This window comes from Nocardia mikamii NBRC 108933 (genome assembly GCF_001613505.1).
In the GTDB taxonomy this organism is placed as follows: domain Bacteria; phylum Actinomycetota; class Actinomycetes; order Mycobacteriales; family Mycobacteriaceae; genus Nocardia; species Nocardia mikamii.
This window is the reverse complement of the sequence record NZ_BDCM01000009.1, coordinates 28535-43501: the sequence shown is the minus strand read 5'-3', so window position 1 is coordinate 43501 and position 14967 is coordinate 28535. Positions and strand designations below refer to the sequence as shown.

Here is a 14967-nt window from a genome sequence, read left to right as displayed (position 1 = left end):
ATGGCGAATGCGGATCTGACCGGCCGCACCGCGATCGTCACCGGCGCCTCGCGCGGTATCGGCCTCGCGACCGCGCAGGCCCTCGCCGCGGCCGGGGCCGATGTGGTGCTGACCTCGCGAGATCAAGAATCAGCCGACGCCGCGGCCGCGCAGGTGCAGGGCAACGCGCTCGGTATCGCCGCGCACGCCGTCGACGAGGATGCCGCGCGCGCCTGCATCGACCGCACCCTCGAGCGGTTCGGCAGCGTCGACATCCTGGTCAACAACGCCGGAACCAATCCGGCGTTCGGCCCGGTGATCGATCAGGACCACGGCCGGTTCGCCAAGATCTTCGACGTCAACCTGTGGGCGCCGATTCTGTGGACCTCGCTGGCGACCAGGGCATGGATGGGTGAACACGGCGGCGCGGTCGTGAACACCGCCTCGATCGGCGGTATGGGTTTCGAGGCGAATCTCGGCCTCTACAACGCCTCCAAGGCGGCGCTCATCCACCTCACCAAACAGATGGCGCTGGAACTGTCACCGCGGGTCCGGGTCAACGCCGTCGCGCCCGGCGTGGTGCGCACCAAGCTCGCCGAAGCGCTGTGGCGTGAACACGAAAACCTCGTGGCCGACGCGACCGCCCTGGACCGGATCGGCGAACCCGACGATATCGGGTCGGCCATCGCGTTCCTGGTATCCGATGCGGCGCACTGGATCACCGGTGAGGTGATGGTCGTCGACGGCGGGCAGCGACTCGGCCACCCGGCGGCATTCCGGACGGCACCGTGACGCCGGAGCAGCCCCGCGGAATCGACACCGCGGCGATCACCCGATGGATCGACGGACTGGGCGTCGGGCTGAGCGGGGCCCCGACCTTCACCCGGATCGGGCTCGGCCAGTCCAATCTCACCTATCTGGTGGGTGACGACGCCGGGCACCGCTGGGTGCTGCGGCGCCCGCCGCTCGGCCGGCTGCTGGCCTCCGCGCACGATGTGGTGCGCGAGTCGCGGATCATGTCCGCGCTGGCCGGTACCGATGTCCCGGTGCCCGAAATCATCTCCGTCACCACCGATTCCGAGATCTGTGACGCACCGGTGGTGCTGATGGAATACGTCGACGGGCAGGTCGTGGACACCATGGAGGTCGCGGAGTCGCTGAGCCCGCAGCGACGCCTGGCCATCGCCGAATCCCTGACCCACACGCTGGCGCGCATCCACGCGGTCGATCTCGAGGCGGTGGGGCTGGCGGATCTGGCCAGTCACAAACCGTACGCGCAGCGGCAGCTGAATCGGTGGTCGCGGCAGTGGGAGCAGTCGCGCACCCGCGAGGTGCCCGACCTGGACGACCTGACCCGCCGCCTCTCCGAATCGATTCCGCCGCAACGGGAAACGACGTTGGTGCACGGCGACTTCCACCTGCGCAACGTGATCACCTCGCGGGACAACGGCGCGGTGGTGGCCGCACTGGACTGGGAATTGTCCACCCTCGGCGACCCCCTCGCGGATATGGGGAGTCTGCTCGCCTACTGGGTCCAGCCCGGCGAGGACATCGGCGGCGACTTCCCGGCCTCGGCACTGCCTGGTTTCCCGAATCGAGCCGAGATGGCGCGCACCTACCTCGACGAGACCGGCCGCGACCGCGACGCCCTCACCTTCTGGCATGTGCTCGGATTGTGGAAACTCGCGATCATCGCCGAGGGCGTGATGCGGCGCGCGGCCGATACGCCGAGCAACAAGGCCGCCGCGGGCACGCCGACCGTCGAACGTATCGACGCGATCATCGCTCACGCTCGCGAGATCGCCGCCGACGCCGGCCTCTGACGCGCGTCGATCAGTACGCGACGGCGGCCGCGATCACCTCGGTGACCGGCCGCCGTGGCGTATGCGGCAGCGGTGCGGCGCCGGCGGGCAGCCAGCCCAGCCGCACCATCGTCTGCGGATACGCGCATTCGGCAAGCACGTGGCGGCGCATCTCGGCGCGCAGATCGGGCATGGCCAGCGGTTCGGACTGCAGACTCGACGACAGGCCCAGCGTGGTCGCCGACAACAGCAGCGCGCTCACGGCCTCCCCCGCGCGCAGCCGCGCGAGGCGATCGTCGCCGGTCGTGCACACCACCAGCCATTCGGCGGCTTCGGGCTCGGTGGCCGGATCGGCCAGCTCCGGCGATTCGAACCGGCGTTTGGCGATCTCGTCGTCGGGCCGCGGCGCGGGGGTGTTCGCGGCCGGGACACCGTCGGAAGTCCCGTGCCGCCCACTCCAGACCGCCAGCTCGTGCAGGTAGGCCGGGTCGGCGGCGTGCCGCAGCGTCGCGATCCGGGCGGCGTCGGCCAGTTCCGGGCGCAGCTCCGGCGGCACCTGCCGGGCCGCGGCGCCATAGGCGCGGGCATCGGCGGACACCTCACGCACGAGCGCCTGCGGCACCGGGCGGGTGCTGTAGCGGCGGCGATCGGACTGCCGGTGGGCGATCGCCGCGGCCAGGTCGATATCGCGCGCCGACGGTGTGCGCGGGCGCATCGTGATCGCCGCGAGGTGGTCGGGATCGGTGCCGTCGGGAACGTAGGTGATCTGCGCGGACCAGCCGAGCACCGCCAGCGCCACCCGCATGTGGTGCAGCGCCGCGCCGCAGCTCAGCAGCAGTGCGCGCTGGGCCGGATCGGTCACGGTCAGCTGCCGGGTCTGGTCGGCGTGCAGGTGGATGGTCTCCTCGCGCAGCGACCACCGCCACGGCTGGGTGTTGTGCACCGAGGGTGCACGCACGGCCATCTCCACCGCGTCGGCGAAGACCGCGGTGAACGGATCGGCGAATGTCATGATGCCGGTTCTGCCTTTCGAGCGTCGCACGGACATGCCGGGACGGTGACCGGCGAATATCGGCCGCCGCATCCGGTCCCTCTATCGATCAACCGCCGGCACGGCCGCTGAGTTTCGTAATAGTTCACAAAATCCCGGGGTGCGGACTTGTGACCCGCTGCGCTCAGGCTTCCGCGGCGCCGGAATTCAGCTCCCGATAGCGCAGCGCCCACCACACCTGCTGCGCCACGTGCGGATCCTTCAGCGACGCCCCGGTCAACTCCTCGAATCGGGACAACCGATAGCGCACCGTGTTGTGGTGCAGATACAGCCGATGTCCGGTTTCGCTGGCGTTGAGGCCCGCCGCGAGATACGCGTCTACGGTGTGGAGTATCGAGCCGGCCTCGGCGTCGTCGAGCGGAGTGATGTAGCGGAGCAGCAGGGCGCTCCCCACATCACTGTCGCCGACCACGGCCGGTAGGACGCCCAGATCGATGAGGGTGTGGCGGCCCGGCCGGCCGAACAGCCGCGCCGTCTCGGCGACCCGGCCCGCGACACGCAGGGAATGCGGCGCCCCGTCGAGCGGGCAGACGGGACCGACGCCGAGGAATACTCCGGCCGAGGGCGCCGAATCGTCGTGTGGATCGCAGATGCCGACCACATCGCGGTCCAGGATCGCCACCACGCCGCGCGGCGGACGGAACCCACGCCGCTGCCGCAACTCCCACTCGGTGTGCTCGGGTTCATCGGTGATCGCGCGGAAGGCAGCGTACGCACCGTCGAGGCGCAGCCCGATGTATTGCGCGCGGCGGCGCAGTTCCCCGGCGGGCAGGGCGCCCTCGGCCAGTGCGCGCACCATATCGTCGCGCCGGGTGTCGAGACGGCGGGTGATCTGTGCCTCGGCCTCGCGATGGCCGGAGCTGTAGGCGACCGTGGCCGCGTCCGAGGCGCGTAACAGGGCTGCCAGCACCGACATCAGTGCCGCGCCCGGCCGGGTCGCCCAGTGTTCGGAGGTGCCGATGCGTTCGATCACCTCCCCCACCACGATCTGCCATCCGCGCAGCATCGCATCGAGCGGCACGCCCAGTTCGGCGCGCAGTGCGCCGTACTCACGAAAGTCAGCGAGTTCTCGTTCGTCGAGTGGCCGATCGCCCGAAGTGGCGCTGATCAGACGATCCACCGCGTCCGCGATCGAGGGCACCAGGGCCGATGCGGCAATCCCCTGGTACGCCGGAATCTCGCGCTGGAGCCGGGTGCAGACGTGTTCGGCGAAGGCGCCGGGATCGCCGATCGCGGAGGGCCGCAATCGCGGGCGCGTCGCACCGTCGTCGTCGCTCACATCGGTCGACGATACGGGGCGCGGAGGTGGGAGCGGTGGTGGTTGCGGTCCGGCCGCCGAGTCGCAGTGCCACCATCGGCGCAGTTCCGAGCCCTGCCCGATGTCGACCGGGTGGTGACGAGTCGCTTCGGCGGCTGCGGGCGAAGGCGAATGGCGAAGTCGGCCGGGTCGATGGCGAAGCGGTGGAGATCGGTGGTCGGGATTATCGCAGTATCCGGCCGGCAATCGGACCGATCGAATGCAGCCGTCCGAAACGAATACCGACGGCACACTTTCTCGGCGAACCGCAAGCAAACCCCTTGTGCGGGAGCACGTTTCGGCGCATGAGAATCGGAAACCGAACACCGGCGCGGTATCTGGGTAAGAATGGGAACGGCCGAGATCCGGCCACAGGGGATAGTCGGCCCGGCCGGGCCGACAGAATGTGGGGAAAGATCATGAGAGCCAAGAAATTCGCCGCCACCGCGCTGCTGGCCGTCGGCGCCACCACCGCGGCCGCCGGCGTCGTGCAGGCCGCACCGGTCACGGCCTCGGAGATCGCGGTGCGCGGTGTCGAACAGGGCGTCGGCTTCGTCACCGCGCCGACCGCCGACCACACCGGTCTGACGACCACCGTGGACGCCGGATCCTTCACCGTCACCGGTGATTCGGTCACTCTCACCGATGCCGCCGGCCGCGCCGTCGCGTCGGTTCCGCTCGGCCTGCGCACGGCCTCCGGAACCGTCGGCCTCACACCGCGCATCGAGAATGCCGGCCGCACGCTGACGCTGACGCCGCAGTCGGCGACCGAGCGCACCGCGCAGGCCATCGACGAAGCCTCCGACACCCTCGCCCGCAAGCAGTACAACGCGGGCGTCGGCGCCGCCGTCGGCGCCGGAATCGGTGCGGTCCTGGGCTTCTTCCTCGGCGGTGTCGGCGCCCTGATCACCATCCCCATCGGCGCGGGGATCGGAGCCCTGATCGGCTACTCCACCCCGTAGCGGGCACCTCGCGGCCGTGCGGCCCCTCGCCCGGCGAACCCGCACGGCCCGCGGCGGGCCACACGACGCGATCTGTGGCCGCACTGGGACAACTCATCATCGTGTCGCCGCCGCACCCGGAAACCCGCTGCTGTGCACGAATACGGTTGGGAGCCACCACGATCGGCGCCTTCGCGCGCCGCGCCACGCAGTAGCCTCGTCGCATGGTGAGACCTTCGGCCCTGTCGCGACGCCGGGCGCTGACGCTCGCGGCCGCCGGCGCGGGCGCGTTCGCCGTGACCCGATCGCCACTGGCTCGCGCCGAGCCGTATGCCCATTTCATGACCGAGCACACCGCCCCGCCGCAGTCGGCGGTGGCGGCGGCGTACGCGGGTCCGCCCGCCCCGGCGGATCGCATTCCTCCCTTTTCCACACTCACCGCGCAGCTGGGTCCGTCCGGTTACGCACCGATCGAAACCGGTTACGGGCACACCGATTCCGGAATCGTCTGGGTGGCGGTGCGGACCGAGATGCCGCGGGTGACGGCCGCCATGTGGGACTGGTGGTTCGGGTGGCATCTGGTCGAATCGGCCCGGTACAAGTTGTGGCATCCGGACGCACACCGGTACGCGGAGGTGGCGTCCGACCGGACCGGTGGGGCGATGCCGGACCGGCAGCGGTACATCGGCAACATCTCCTACGTCGACGAATACATCGGCCCGACGTTGCAGCAACTCGCCATCGCCTTCCACGATCCGGTCGCCTACGGCTTCACCGTGCCCGACGATCACACCGTGGTGTTCGGCCGGGTCGGCAGCAGTATCGCGCCGGTCGATCTGGGCTGGCTGGCCCACCAGGTCCGCCCGATTTCCGGGGGATGCGAGATGCGCAGTCGCTTCTACCTGCGCATCTACGGAGTCCATACCCTGGATCCGGTGCACGCCGCGCGTGCGGTGCAGCGCGGTGCCCCCGCCGACGTCGGCGACCTCCTCCCCGGCCTCGACCTCGCGCGCGATCTGCTGTTGCACTGCGGGCAGGAGATGAACCACCTCGCTCGCTTCCTGCCCGAGCTGTACCACGAATTCGCCTGACCGGTCTCGGCCGTCACAATGGTGAGATGCCCGATTCGCCGACCTCCCCCGCCGTCGCCGCGCTGATCCGCTGGCAGGACAGCGGTGGCATCTGGCGAGTGCTGGGCCGGCGCGGCGCACACGTGATCATCGGACTGTTCGAATGCACCGGCGGCGACGAGGTCGACCGCGTCGTCTCCGCGGACCCCGCCTTGCGGGCGTTCGTCGGGCAGCGCGCCGGCAGCGAGGACTGAAACCGACGGTTCGGCACCAATTTCCGGTCGCAGGGACTACGGTGTGCGCGGCAACGCATCGATTCCCCCTACGGCTACGGCGAAAGGCGGCGCGATGGCCGATACCGGCGAGGCGAATCGTCCCCTGGCCGAGCGATATCCGGGCACCGAGCCGGTCGGCTGGCGTGGTGTCACGGTCCACCCGATGTACTCGCAGCGCCTGGGCGCCGAAACGACGGTGGTGCGGTTGGTGCTGCACGCCGTGGCGCCGCCGCCGGGGTTGCTCGGACTGGGCATCGGGGTATCGGTGATCGACGGATACGTGACGTTGCGCGGGCACCGGTTGCCGGGCGTCGATGTGTGGAGCGATGCCCTCGCCGAGGGAGCCGATTTACACCTGTCGGGAACCGGCCCGGCGGCCGCGTACACCCTCACCCCGGTCTGGATGACGGCCGCGGGCACGGTCGAATCCTGGACGGGCAACTACGGACTCGTCATCGAACGCGGCGCGGGTGGATCGATGCTGCTGCGCTGCAGTACAGGGGTCGGGGAACCCGATTTCGGTGAATTGGTGGTCGCGATGACCGTCACCGTCGACGCCGACGGCGAGCAGGACCGCTTCCGCTCCGCCATGTATCACCTCGGAGTGGAGGCCCACACTCGCGGCGACCTGGACCAGGCCCGGCGGATGTGGCGGCAGGCGGCCGATCTCGGACATACCGGAGCGGCCTACGATCTGGGTGTCCTCGGTTATCGGACACGCGAATTCGACGAGGCGCAACGCTGGTGGCGTGTGGCGGCCGAACAGGGCGATTCGCGCGCGATGGCCGGCCTCGCGGAAGTGCTGGAGCGCCGGGGTGATCCGGATGCGGCCCGGCGGTGGCGTGCGCAGGCTCAGGACGGCTGAAGCCCGAGCAGCTGCCCCGCACCCAGCACCAGTGCCGCGAGGGTGAGCAGAGCGAACACGAGGACCCACAGCCGCGCCGAAATGTGGGTGAGCCACGCCAGCTGGTCGGCATCGGATCCGTCGCCGCGCACCGACACCTGCCACAGTTCGATCACCGCGCGCACCCCGCCGAACAGCAGGAACCAGGTCACCACATAGCCGAAGACGCCCTGCCACACCGCCGTTCCGTACCAGGACACCGCGAAGGCGGCCGCGCCCGCGCAGATCACGGCGAGGAAGCCGAACAGGTTGCGGATCACCACGATCAGCACCACCAGCGCCGCGATGAGAATCCACAGCATCATCGTCTGGCGTCCGGTGCCGAGCAGGATCGCGAACCCGAGCCCGACCGCCGAGGGAGCCGGATATCCCGCCAGGGTGGTCAGCACCATCCCGAAACCGCGTGGCTTGCCACGGGATACGGTCACACCCGAGGTATCCGAATGCAGCCGGATACCGCTCAGGGTGCGGCCCGTGCAGACCGCGACCACCGCGTGGCCGATCTCGTGGGCGATCGTCACACATGTCCGCAGCACTCGCCACACCGGCCGATAGAGCACCACCGCCACCGCCACGGCAGCCGTCGCCAGCACCACCCATACCGGCGGCTGCGGAGATATCGTCGTCAATTTATCGGTTACCGACGACACCGCATCGGCCGTTCGAGACAGCTGCACCGCCGTAGGGTAACGGTCCGCCCGATTCGGCCGGATACGACGGGGTATTCGGCCGGTGAACGCTTAGGCTTGCGGTCGAATTGCCGGGATCGGACCGGCACGCGGCCTCGACGAGGAGAACAGATGACATCCAGGGCCCATCGCAGCATCGCCGCGCTGTTCGGCACGATCGCGGCGGCCACGGTGACCGCGGGCCTGCTGAGCGGATGCTCGGACGTGCAGCGCGCGATCAACAAGGGTGGCGACACCCCGTGCAGCGACTACGTCAAACAGGACGCCGACACCAAGCGGGTCACGATCACCAAATTCGTGAAACAGCAGACGAACAACGATCACGAACCCGCCGGCACCCAGGTCGACGCCACCATGGCAGCGGTGGATTTCCTGTGCGCCAACCAGCGCAACGCAGATACTCCGATCAAGAACGCGAATCTGACCGGAATCTTGTTCAATCAGTGAGCGCGCGGGGTCGGTCACCGCTGCCCGGTGACCGACCCGTCCAGCTCAGCGTCCGGGCAGGAAGCGGAAGCTGCGCGCCAGCATCATCAGCAACGCCTGCCACTTCGACTGCGGAATGCCCAGCGGCGCATCCAGATTCAATCCGCGAGTGACGACCACGGTCTGCGGCTCGGTGAACTTCAGCAGCCCGTCGGGACCGTGGCGGCGACCGACTCCGGAGATCCCCATACCGCCCATCGGGGCGCCGGTGCTCCCCCACGCCGGTGCGTAACCTTCGTCGACACAGACGGTTCCGGTGCGCAACCGGGCCGCGATGGCCTGCCCCTCGGACGCGCTGCTCCCCCACACGCTGGCGTTGAGCCCGTATTCGGTGTCGTTGGCGCGGGCGATCGCCTCCTCGACGTCGGCGACCGGATAGATCGAGACCAGCGGGCCGAAGGTTTCGTTGCGGCCGCATTCCATCTCGTCGGTGACCTTGCTCAGGACGGTCGGCTCGAAGAACAGCGGACCCAGATCGGGCCGGGCATTGCCGCCGGCAAGAATTTCGGCGCCCTTGGACGTGGCGTCGGCGACATGCTTGGTGACCGTCTCGAGCTGCGCCGGAGAGATCAGGCTGCCGATATCGGTCGAGAAGTCGTAGGCCGCACCGAGTTTCGCGGCCCCGACCGCCTTCACGAACTTCTCGCTGAACTGCGCCGCGATCGACTGCTCGACGTAGATCCGCTCGATCGAGATACACAGCTGGCCGGCGTTGGAGAAGCACGCGCGCACCGCCGCCTTGGCGACCTTGTCCAGATTCGCCCCGCGAGTGACGATCATCGGATTCTTACCGCCGAGTTCGGCCGAGAATCCGATCAGCCGTTTGCCGCACTGCTGGGCCAGCTCGCGCCCGGTGGCCGAGGATCCGGTGAACATCAGGTAGTCGCACTGGTCGACGATCGCGGTGCCGACCACGCTGCCCGGGCCCGGAATCACCTGCAACACATCGCGGGGCAGACCCGCGCGCAGCAGCAATTCCACGCTCGCCAGCGACGAGAACGGGGTCTGGCTGTCGGGCTTGACGACGACCGCGTTGCCGGCCAGCAGCGCCGGGATCGCATCGCCGATCGACAGCACCATCGGATAGTTCCACGGCGCGATGACGCCGACCACGCCCTTGGGCTGGGTGCGCACCTGCGCGCGGTTCAGCACCGGAAACGCGCCGGGCACCGAATGCGGCGCCAGCAGCTTCGGCGCCACGCGCGAGAAGTAGCGGGCCGCGAACATCATGCCCAGGATCTCTTCCTGCGCCGCCCACCGAGCCTTGCCGGTTTCGGCCTGGATGACGTCCATCAGGTAGTCGCGTTCGCTGATGATCAGTTCGCGGAAACGTTCCAGCACCGCCGCCCGCTCCTTCGGCGTGCGTTTCGCCCAGTCCGCCTGGGCGGCGCGGGCGCGGGTGAACGCGGCGCTCACATCGTCGGCGGTCCCCACCGGCACTTCGCCCAGCGGCCGCCCGGTGAACGTCTCGGCGATGGTCTTGTTCGCGTGCTCGCGGGAACCGTCGACGGACGCGAACGCCCGCAGACGCTCGAACACCGCTGCTTCCGGCACGGGCATCGTCGCCTCCTACTAGTGAGTAATGTAACCCTCCGATACACATAATCTACCGCGCACCGCGTGGGCATATCTCCGCCCTGGGACGGATATTGCCGCCGAGTTTCGCCCAGGATGTGCCACGCTGCGGCGGAGTCGCTGGATCGGTGCGCTTCAGCCGGCGTTCGCCTGCTCGGGCCCCATTCCGATGCGATCATGGACCCGTTCGGGGCGGCGGCAGATCGGCGACGACCGGAGGCGGTTCATGGCGGCTCGGCGAGCGGACGCGCGAGCGGCACGCGACGCGCCTGCGCCGCTGAGCGCCTGGGGTTTCGTCGTCCGGTTCGGCATCGTCAGCTTGCTGGCGGATGTCGTGTACGAAGGGGCGCGGTCGATCACCGGGCCGCTGCTCGGGTCGCTGGGGGCATCCGGATTCGTCGTGGGAGTGGTGACCGGTGTGGGTGAGGCGGCCGCGCTGGTGCTGCGTCTGGTGTCCGGCCCGCTCACCGACCGGACCCGGCGGTTCTGGGCGTGGACCATCTCGGGATACGCGCTCACCGTGGTCAGCGTCCCGCTGCTGGGTGTGGCGGGGGTGTTGTGGGTGGCGGCCGCCTTGGTGATCGCCGAACGGGTCGGCAAGGCGGTGCGCAGTCCGGCCAAGGACACGTTGCTCTCGCATGCGACCGCGGTCACCGGGCGTGGTCGCGGCTTCGCCGTCCACGAAGCGCTCGATCAGGTGGGCGCGGTCGACGGGCCGCTGACCGTCGCGGCGGTTCTCGCCGTGACCGGCGACGATTTCACTCCTGCCCTTACCATGCTCGCGATACCGGGCGCGGCGACGCTGCTGTTGTTGGTGCGCATCCGCATTCGCGTCCCCGACCCGGTGCGATACGAACCGGCCCCGGCGCCCCGCCCCGGAATCGCGAGAGTGCCACTGCCCCGGCGGTTCTGGCTGTATTGCCTGTTCACCGCCGGCTCGATGATCGGCGCGACCACCTACGGCGTGCTGTCGCTGCACATGGTGGCGGCCGGGGTGTTCGCGACGGCGGCGGTACCGGTGGTCTATGCCGCGGCCATGGCCGCCGACGCCCTGGCCGCGCTCGCCTCCGGTTGGATGTACGACCGCGTGGGCGCGAAAACGCTCCTCGTTCTGCCGGTTTCGACGGCACTGGTGCCGGTCTTCGGTTTCGCCGGCGGTATGGGCGCGGTGCTGGCGGGTGCGCTGCTGTGGGGTGCGACGATCGGCGTTCAGGAGTCCACGCTGCGCGCCGTGGTGGCCGACCTGGTTCCGGCCGATCGCCGCGCCACCGCCTACGGCATCTACGCCGCCGTTCTCGGCGCCGCGACCGCCGCCGGAGGCGCGATCACCGGCTTCCTGTCCGGCACATCGTATTCGGCGCTGGTCGCCACGGTGGTCGCGGTCGAGTGCGCGGCCGTGGCCGTCCTGTTCGTCCTCACCGCGCGCCTGCGCCCACCGGCCGGCCGATGACCGAACTCGCTGCCTCGCAGCAGGATTCGACCCCGGCTATACCTAACACTGTTCAAACGTGTGACTTGCCACAATCGTCCGGTGACCGTCACCTCCACCACATCCATCGATCGCACTCTGAACTGCGAACTCATATCGGACAACGAAAGTCAATACGGGTCTCGCTCAGTGGTATCAGACCTGAAGTTTGAAACATCGCCCGTTATGTTGTGCCGATGTTGAGAGCGAGGCTCGGTATCCGGACCCGCATCCTGGCCATCGCAGTGATTCCAAGTCTGACGTTGCTCGGAATCGGTGTGGGCACAGCGGGTTATCTGGTACGGGAGGGGCAACACGCCAAGGACTGGGCATCGATCCTGGGCAACGCCAATGTGCACACTCGCGAGATGATCGCCGCGGTGGAACAGGAGCGGATGCTGTCACTGTGGCATCTGGCCGGTGAGCACGGCGACCCGGCCGCTCTCGGCGCGGCGCGCACGCGAGTGGACAATGCCCTGCAGGCCCTGGCCGCCACCGAGAACAAACTGATGACCAGCGGTTCGAATCCGATGGGTGACGACACCGGCGGATTCGAAACCCTCAAGAAGCAACTTCCGGCCATCCGCGGTGGGATCGATGCGGGCGCGCTGCCGATTCCCGAGACCTACGCCATCTACAACCGCATTCTGGATGCCGTCGTCGTCGGCACCAATCTCACCATCCCGACCGCGCCCGACGCGGCGGTCGCCCAGCAGCTGGCCGGCGGTCTGCGCACACTGCACGCGATGGAGGGCATGTCGCGCAGCGCCGCCTTGACCGCCGCCGAACTCAACGGCCAGATCCTCGCCGGGCAGATGCGCGACGACTACCGCAACCTGGTCGGCTACTACCGCACCGAACTCCCCCAGCTCGCCGCCGACCTCACCGGTCCCCCCGCGGACAAGATCAAAACCGTTCTCGCCTCCCCGGCCTGGCAGCAACTGGCCGCGATGGAGGACTACCTCATCCATCCGCCCGCGCCGAACAAGAACGGCGAATTGCCGCCGCCCCCCATGAGTTTCGCCGACTGGCGCACCTCGGCCGAACAGCTCGGCGACCAGTTGCTCGCCGCCTGGCAGTACCAGAACGACCACGCCAACCAGACCGCCGTCGACGACGGCGACCGCACCGCGACCAATTCGCTGTGGGCCGGTGCCGGCGTGCTGGCGATCGCGATCATCGCCTTCCTGCTGTCGCTGTGGCTGGCCAACCGGTTGATCGGGCGGCTCAAGCGGCTGCGCACCGAAACCCTCGCACTGGCCGAGGTCCGCCTGCCCGAGACGATGCGCCGCCTGAGCGAGGGCGAGAACATCGACGCCGAGACCGAGGCGGCCCGGCTGGACTTCGGTCACGACGAGATCGGTTCGGTGGCCAACGCGTTCAACCGCGCCCACACCGCGGCCGTCTCCGCCGCGGTCACCGAGGCACGCACCCGCGAGGGCGTACGCGCGGTATTCCTCAACATCGCGCACCGCAGCCAGATCGTGGTGCACCGCCAGCTCGAGATTCTCGACGAAGCCGAACAGCGCCAAGAGGATCCGGCCCTGCTCGAGACCTTCTTCCGGCTCGACCACCTGGCCACCCGCGAACGCCGCAACGCCGAGAACCTGATCATCCTCGGCGGCGGCGAACCGGGCCGGCAGTGGCGGCGCCCGGTGCCGCTGGTCGAACTGGTGCGCAGCGCGATCGGTGAAACCCTCGACTACGCACGGGTTCGCGCGCATCGGATGCCGCAGGTGTTCATCGTCGGCAACGTCGTCGCCGACCTCATCCACCTGCTCGCCGAACTGCTGGACAACGCGACCTCCTTCTCCCCGCCGCAGTCGCGGGTCGAGGTGAGCAGCAACGTGGTCGGCAAGGGTGTGGCGATCGAGATCAGCGATCAGGGCATGGGCATGCCCGCCGACGAACTCGAACGCGCCAACGAGATGCTGCGCAACCCACCGGATTTCGGTGTCGCCACCCTGTCGGCCAATTCCCGTCTGGGCCTGTTCGTGGTCGCCCAGTTGGGCGCCCGCCACGGCATCTCGGTGCGGCTGTCGGAATCCGACTACGGCGGCATCCGCGCCATCGTGCTGGTGCCCACCGCGGTCGTCGCCGCCGACGCGCCGCTGGCCGATCACCTGCCCGAACGGTTCGGCGGCCGCCGCCCCGAGCCCGCGATGACCGGTGAGATGCCGGCCATCTCGGCGGCCGAGACGACCTCGGCGGCAACGTCGCTGGCGACCCTCACCTCGCCGCAACCGCAGGCCTGGTCCGATTACCCGCGCCCCGACAGCGCGCCGCGCACCGACGAGCGGAGCTGGGCCGACACCCCGGACCGGCGCGAAGTTCCGCCGCGCCACGAGCTGCCCGCGACACCCACCGATCAACCGGCGCGTCGCAGCCCGCAGCGTCCGTCCTACACTGGCAGCGATGCTCGCCCACCGTTGCCCCGCCGTCGCCGACAGGCCAGTCTGGCACCGGAATTGGCGCACGACCCCCAACCCGACGCTGCGTCCCCGCAGCGGCCGCGCTCGGCGGAACAGGCACGAGACCTGATGTCCGCCATCGAGAACGGAACCAGGCAGGGGCGGCGATCGCAGCCCGGCCACACCCCGGACGAACAGGAAGGCGAAGGTGACTTCTTCCAACGCAGGTGATCTGAACTGGCTGCTCGACGATCTGGTCGATCGCCTGGCCGGGGTGCGCTACGCGGTGGTGCATTCCACCGACGGGCTGCTGCTGGGCCGCTCCACATCGATGAGCCGCGAGGACGCCGAACATTTCGGCGCCATGTCGGCCACCCTCTACGGGCTGGCGCGCAGCGCCGGAAACCGATTCGACGGTGGTGGCGTGCGCCAGGCGGTCATCGAACTCGACCGTGCGGTATTGTTCGTCACCGCGGCCGGTGACAACGCATGTATCGCATTGCAGGCCAACGAGAACGCGAATCTGGGTATGGTGGCCTACGAAATGAACCTGACCGTGCAGCGAGTCGGCGGTTACCTGTCCACCGATCCGCGTAACGGTCTGGCCGAGCACGTGGAGCACAGATTGTCATGACGCGCTTCGGTCAACCGTGGTTCGACGATGCGGCCGGTCCTCTGGTCCGTCCGTACGCCGTAACTCGGGGCCGCACGATGGGGGCGGGACACGATCTGGACATGCTCACCCTGGTGGTGACCGTGTCACCGGGTCCGCCGCTGCGGCGCGTCGAACCCGAATACGCGGAAATCGTTCGGCTGTGCCGGACCCCGCAATCGGTGGCCGAGGTCTCGGCGAGACTCAAGCTACCGTTGGCGGTGACCAAGATCCTCGTCGGTGATCTGATCGGCGAGGGTCTGCTGAACTTCCGGGCCCCCGCCCGGACCGACACCGATACCGGCGGGACCGGCGAACTGAACATTTTGCGAGCAGTACTCGATGGAATCCGAAAGCTGTAGAACAC

General features: G+C 69.0%; 15 protein-coding genes. 11 read left to right on the top strand and 4 right to left on the bottom strand.

The annotated features are described in order from the left end of the window. Both NMI01S_RS11795 and NMI01S_RS11790 read left to right on the top strand, forming a co-directional pair. The gene (locus NMI01S_RS11795) at window positions 1-771 is read left to right on the top strand and encodes an SDR family oxidoreductase (RefSeq protein ID WP_062996535.1); all 771 of its coding nucleotides are present in this window, start codon (window positions 1-3) and stop codon (window positions 769-771) included. Further along, a complete protein-coding gene (locus tag NMI01S_RS11790; protein ID WP_062996533.1) occupies window positions 768-1802 on the top strand; it encodes a phosphotransferase family protein in 1035 nt (344 codons plus the stop codon). The genes NMI01S_RS11795 and NMI01S_RS11790 overlap by 4 nt, the downstream gene beginning before the upstream one ends. 10 nt (window positions 1803-1812) lie before the next feature. On the opposite strand, the gene NMI01S_RS11785 is transcribed toward NMI01S_RS11790, so the two are convergent. Then, window positions 1813-2829: an Acg family FMN-binding oxidoreductase gene (locus NMI01S_RS11785; protein WP_245716820.1), complete on the bottom strand. Its 1017-nt coding sequence runs from the start codon at window positions 2827-2829 to the stop codon at window positions 1813-1815. A 127-nt stretch (window positions 2830-2956) separates the two neighbouring features. Further along, complete coding sequence (locus NMI01S_RS11780) at window positions 2957-4111, bottom strand: PucR family transcriptional regulator (protein ID WP_062996531.1); 1155 nt, start codon at window positions 4109-4111, stop codon at window positions 2957-2959. A gap of 437 nt (window positions 4112-4548) precedes the next feature. On the opposite strand from NMI01S_RS11780, the gene NMI01S_RS11775 reads away from it, so the two are divergent. The 4 genes from NMI01S_RS11775 to NMI01S_RS11760 all read left to right on the top strand — a co-directional run bounded on the left by NMI01S_RS11775 (window position 4549) and on the right by NMI01S_RS11760 (window position 7280). After that, complete coding sequence (locus NMI01S_RS11775; RefSeq protein WP_062996980.1) at window positions 4549-5091, top strand: DUF8020 domain-containing protein; 543 nt, start codon at window positions 4549-4551, stop codon at window positions 5089-5091. Window positions 5092-5294: 203 nt separating this feature from the next. Beyond that, window positions 5295-6161, top strand: a complete 867-nt coding sequence (locus tag NMI01S_RS11770; RefSeq protein ID WP_084512873.1) for a DAPG hydrolase family protein — start codon at window positions 5295-5297, stop codon at window positions 6159-6161. 26 nt (window positions 6162-6187) lie between these two features. Continuing rightward, entirely contained in the window at window positions 6188-6394 is a 207-nt protein-coding gene (locus NMI01S_RS11765; RefSeq protein ID WP_062996529.1) for a hypothetical protein, read from the top strand. 94 nt (window positions 6395-6488) lie between these two features. After that, entirely contained in the window at window positions 6489-7280 is a 792-nt protein-coding gene (locus NMI01S_RS11760; RefSeq protein WP_062996527.1) for a tetratricopeptide repeat protein, read from the top strand. On the opposite strand, the gene NMI01S_RS11755 is transcribed toward NMI01S_RS11760, so the two are convergent. Then, on the bottom strand, window positions 7268-7996 hold the full coding sequence (locus tag NMI01S_RS11755; protein ID WP_218020983.1) for a M50 family metallopeptidase: 729 nt from the start codon (window positions 7994-7996) through the stop codon (window positions 7268-7270). The genes NMI01S_RS11760 and NMI01S_RS11755 overlap by 13 nt on opposite strands. Before the next feature lie 123 nt (window positions 7997-8119). On the opposite strand from NMI01S_RS11755, the gene NMI01S_RS11750 reads away from it, so the two are divergent. Further along, on the top strand, window positions 8120-8455 hold the full coding sequence (locus tag NMI01S_RS11750) for a hypothetical protein (protein ID WP_062996525.1): 336 nt from the start codon (window positions 8120-8122) through the stop codon (window positions 8453-8455). A gap of 45 nt (window positions 8456-8500) precedes the next feature. Here NMI01S_RS11750 and NMI01S_RS11745 read toward each other — a convergent pair whose 3' ends face one another. Then, window positions 8501-10054 carry a succinic semialdehyde dehydrogenase gene (locus NMI01S_RS11745; RefSeq protein WP_062996523.1) on the bottom strand — a complete coding sequence of 518 codons (1554 nt, stop codon included), beginning with the start codon at window positions 10052-10054 and terminating at the stop codon, window positions 8501-8503. 241 nt (window positions 10055-10295) lie between these two features. On the opposite strand from NMI01S_RS11745, the gene NMI01S_RS11740 reads away from it, so the two are divergent. The 4 genes from NMI01S_RS11740 to NMI01S_RS11725 all read left to right on the top strand — a co-directional run bounded on the left by NMI01S_RS11740 (window position 10296) and on the right by NMI01S_RS11725 (window position 14962). Then, window positions 10296-11519 (top strand): MFS transporter, encoded by a 1224-nt coding sequence (locus NMI01S_RS11740; RefSeq protein ID WP_062996521.1) that lies wholly within the window; start codon window positions 10296-10298, stop codon window positions 11517-11519. A gap of 215 nt (window positions 11520-11734) precedes the next feature. Further along, the gene (locus NMI01S_RS11735) at window positions 11735-14179 is read left to right on the top strand and encodes a sensor histidine kinase (protein ID WP_062996519.1); all 2445 of its coding nucleotides are present in this window, start codon (window positions 11735-11737) and stop codon (window positions 14177-14179) included. Continuing rightward, complete coding sequence (locus tag NMI01S_RS11730) at window positions 14157-14582, top strand: roadblock/LC7 domain-containing protein (protein ID WP_030514365.1); 426 nt, start codon at window positions 14157-14159, stop codon at window positions 14580-14582. The genes NMI01S_RS11735 and NMI01S_RS11730 overlap by 23 nt, the downstream gene beginning before the upstream one ends. Further along, entirely contained in the window at window positions 14579-14962 is a 384-nt protein-coding gene (locus tag NMI01S_RS11725) for a DUF742 domain-containing protein (protein ID WP_030514366.1), read from the top strand. The genes NMI01S_RS11730 and NMI01S_RS11725 overlap by 4 nt, the downstream gene beginning before the upstream one ends. Window positions 14963-14967 lie beyond the last annotated feature (5 nt).

Excerpts from the sequence above, each read along its gene's own strand:
- NMI01S_RS11785 (WP_245716820.1), bottom strand. The coding sequence starts at position 2,829 with ATGTCCGTGCGACGCTCGAAAGGCAGAACCGGCATCATGACATTCGCC.
- NMI01S_RS11745 (WP_062996523.1), bottom strand. The coding sequence starts at position 10,054 with ATGCCCGTGCCGGAAGCAGCGGTGTTCGAGCGTCTGCGGGCGTTCGCG.
- NMI01S_RS11740 (WP_062996521.1), top strand. The coding sequence starts at position 10,296 with ATGGCGGCTCGGCGAGCGGACGCGCGAGCGGCACGCGACGCGCCTGCG.
- NMI01S_RS11725 (WP_030514366.1), top strand. The coding sequence starts at position 14,579 with ATGACGCGCTTCGGTCAACCGTGGTTCGACGATGCGGCCGGTCCTCTG.
- NMI01S_RS11765 (WP_062996529.1), top strand. The coding sequence starts at position 6,188 with ATGCCCGATTCGCCGACCTCCCCCGCCGTCGCCGCGCTGATCCGCTGG.
- NMI01S_RS11775 (WP_062996980.1), top strand. The coding sequence starts at position 4,549 with ATGAGAGCCAAGAAATTCGCCGCCACCGCGCTGCTGGCCGTCGGCGCC.
- NMI01S_RS11795 (WP_062996535.1), top strand. The coding sequence starts at position 1 with ATGGCGAATGCGGATCTGACCGGCCGCACCGCGATCGTCACCGGCGCC.
- NMI01S_RS11750 (WP_062996525.1), top strand. The coding sequence starts at position 8,120 with ATGACATCCAGGGCCCATCGCAGCATCGCCGCGCTGTTCGGCACGATC.
- NMI01S_RS11760 (WP_062996527.1), top strand. The coding sequence starts at position 6,489 with ATGGCCGATACCGGCGAGGCGAATCGTCCCCTGGCCGAGCGATATCCG.
- NMI01S_RS11735 (WP_062996519.1), top strand. The coding sequence starts at position 11,735 with ATGTTGAGAGCGAGGCTCGGTATCCGGACCCGCATCCTGGCCATCGCA.
- NMI01S_RS11770 (WP_084512873.1), top strand. The coding sequence starts at position 5,295 with ATGGTGAGACCTTCGGCCCTGTCGCGACGCCGGGCGCTGACGCTCGCG.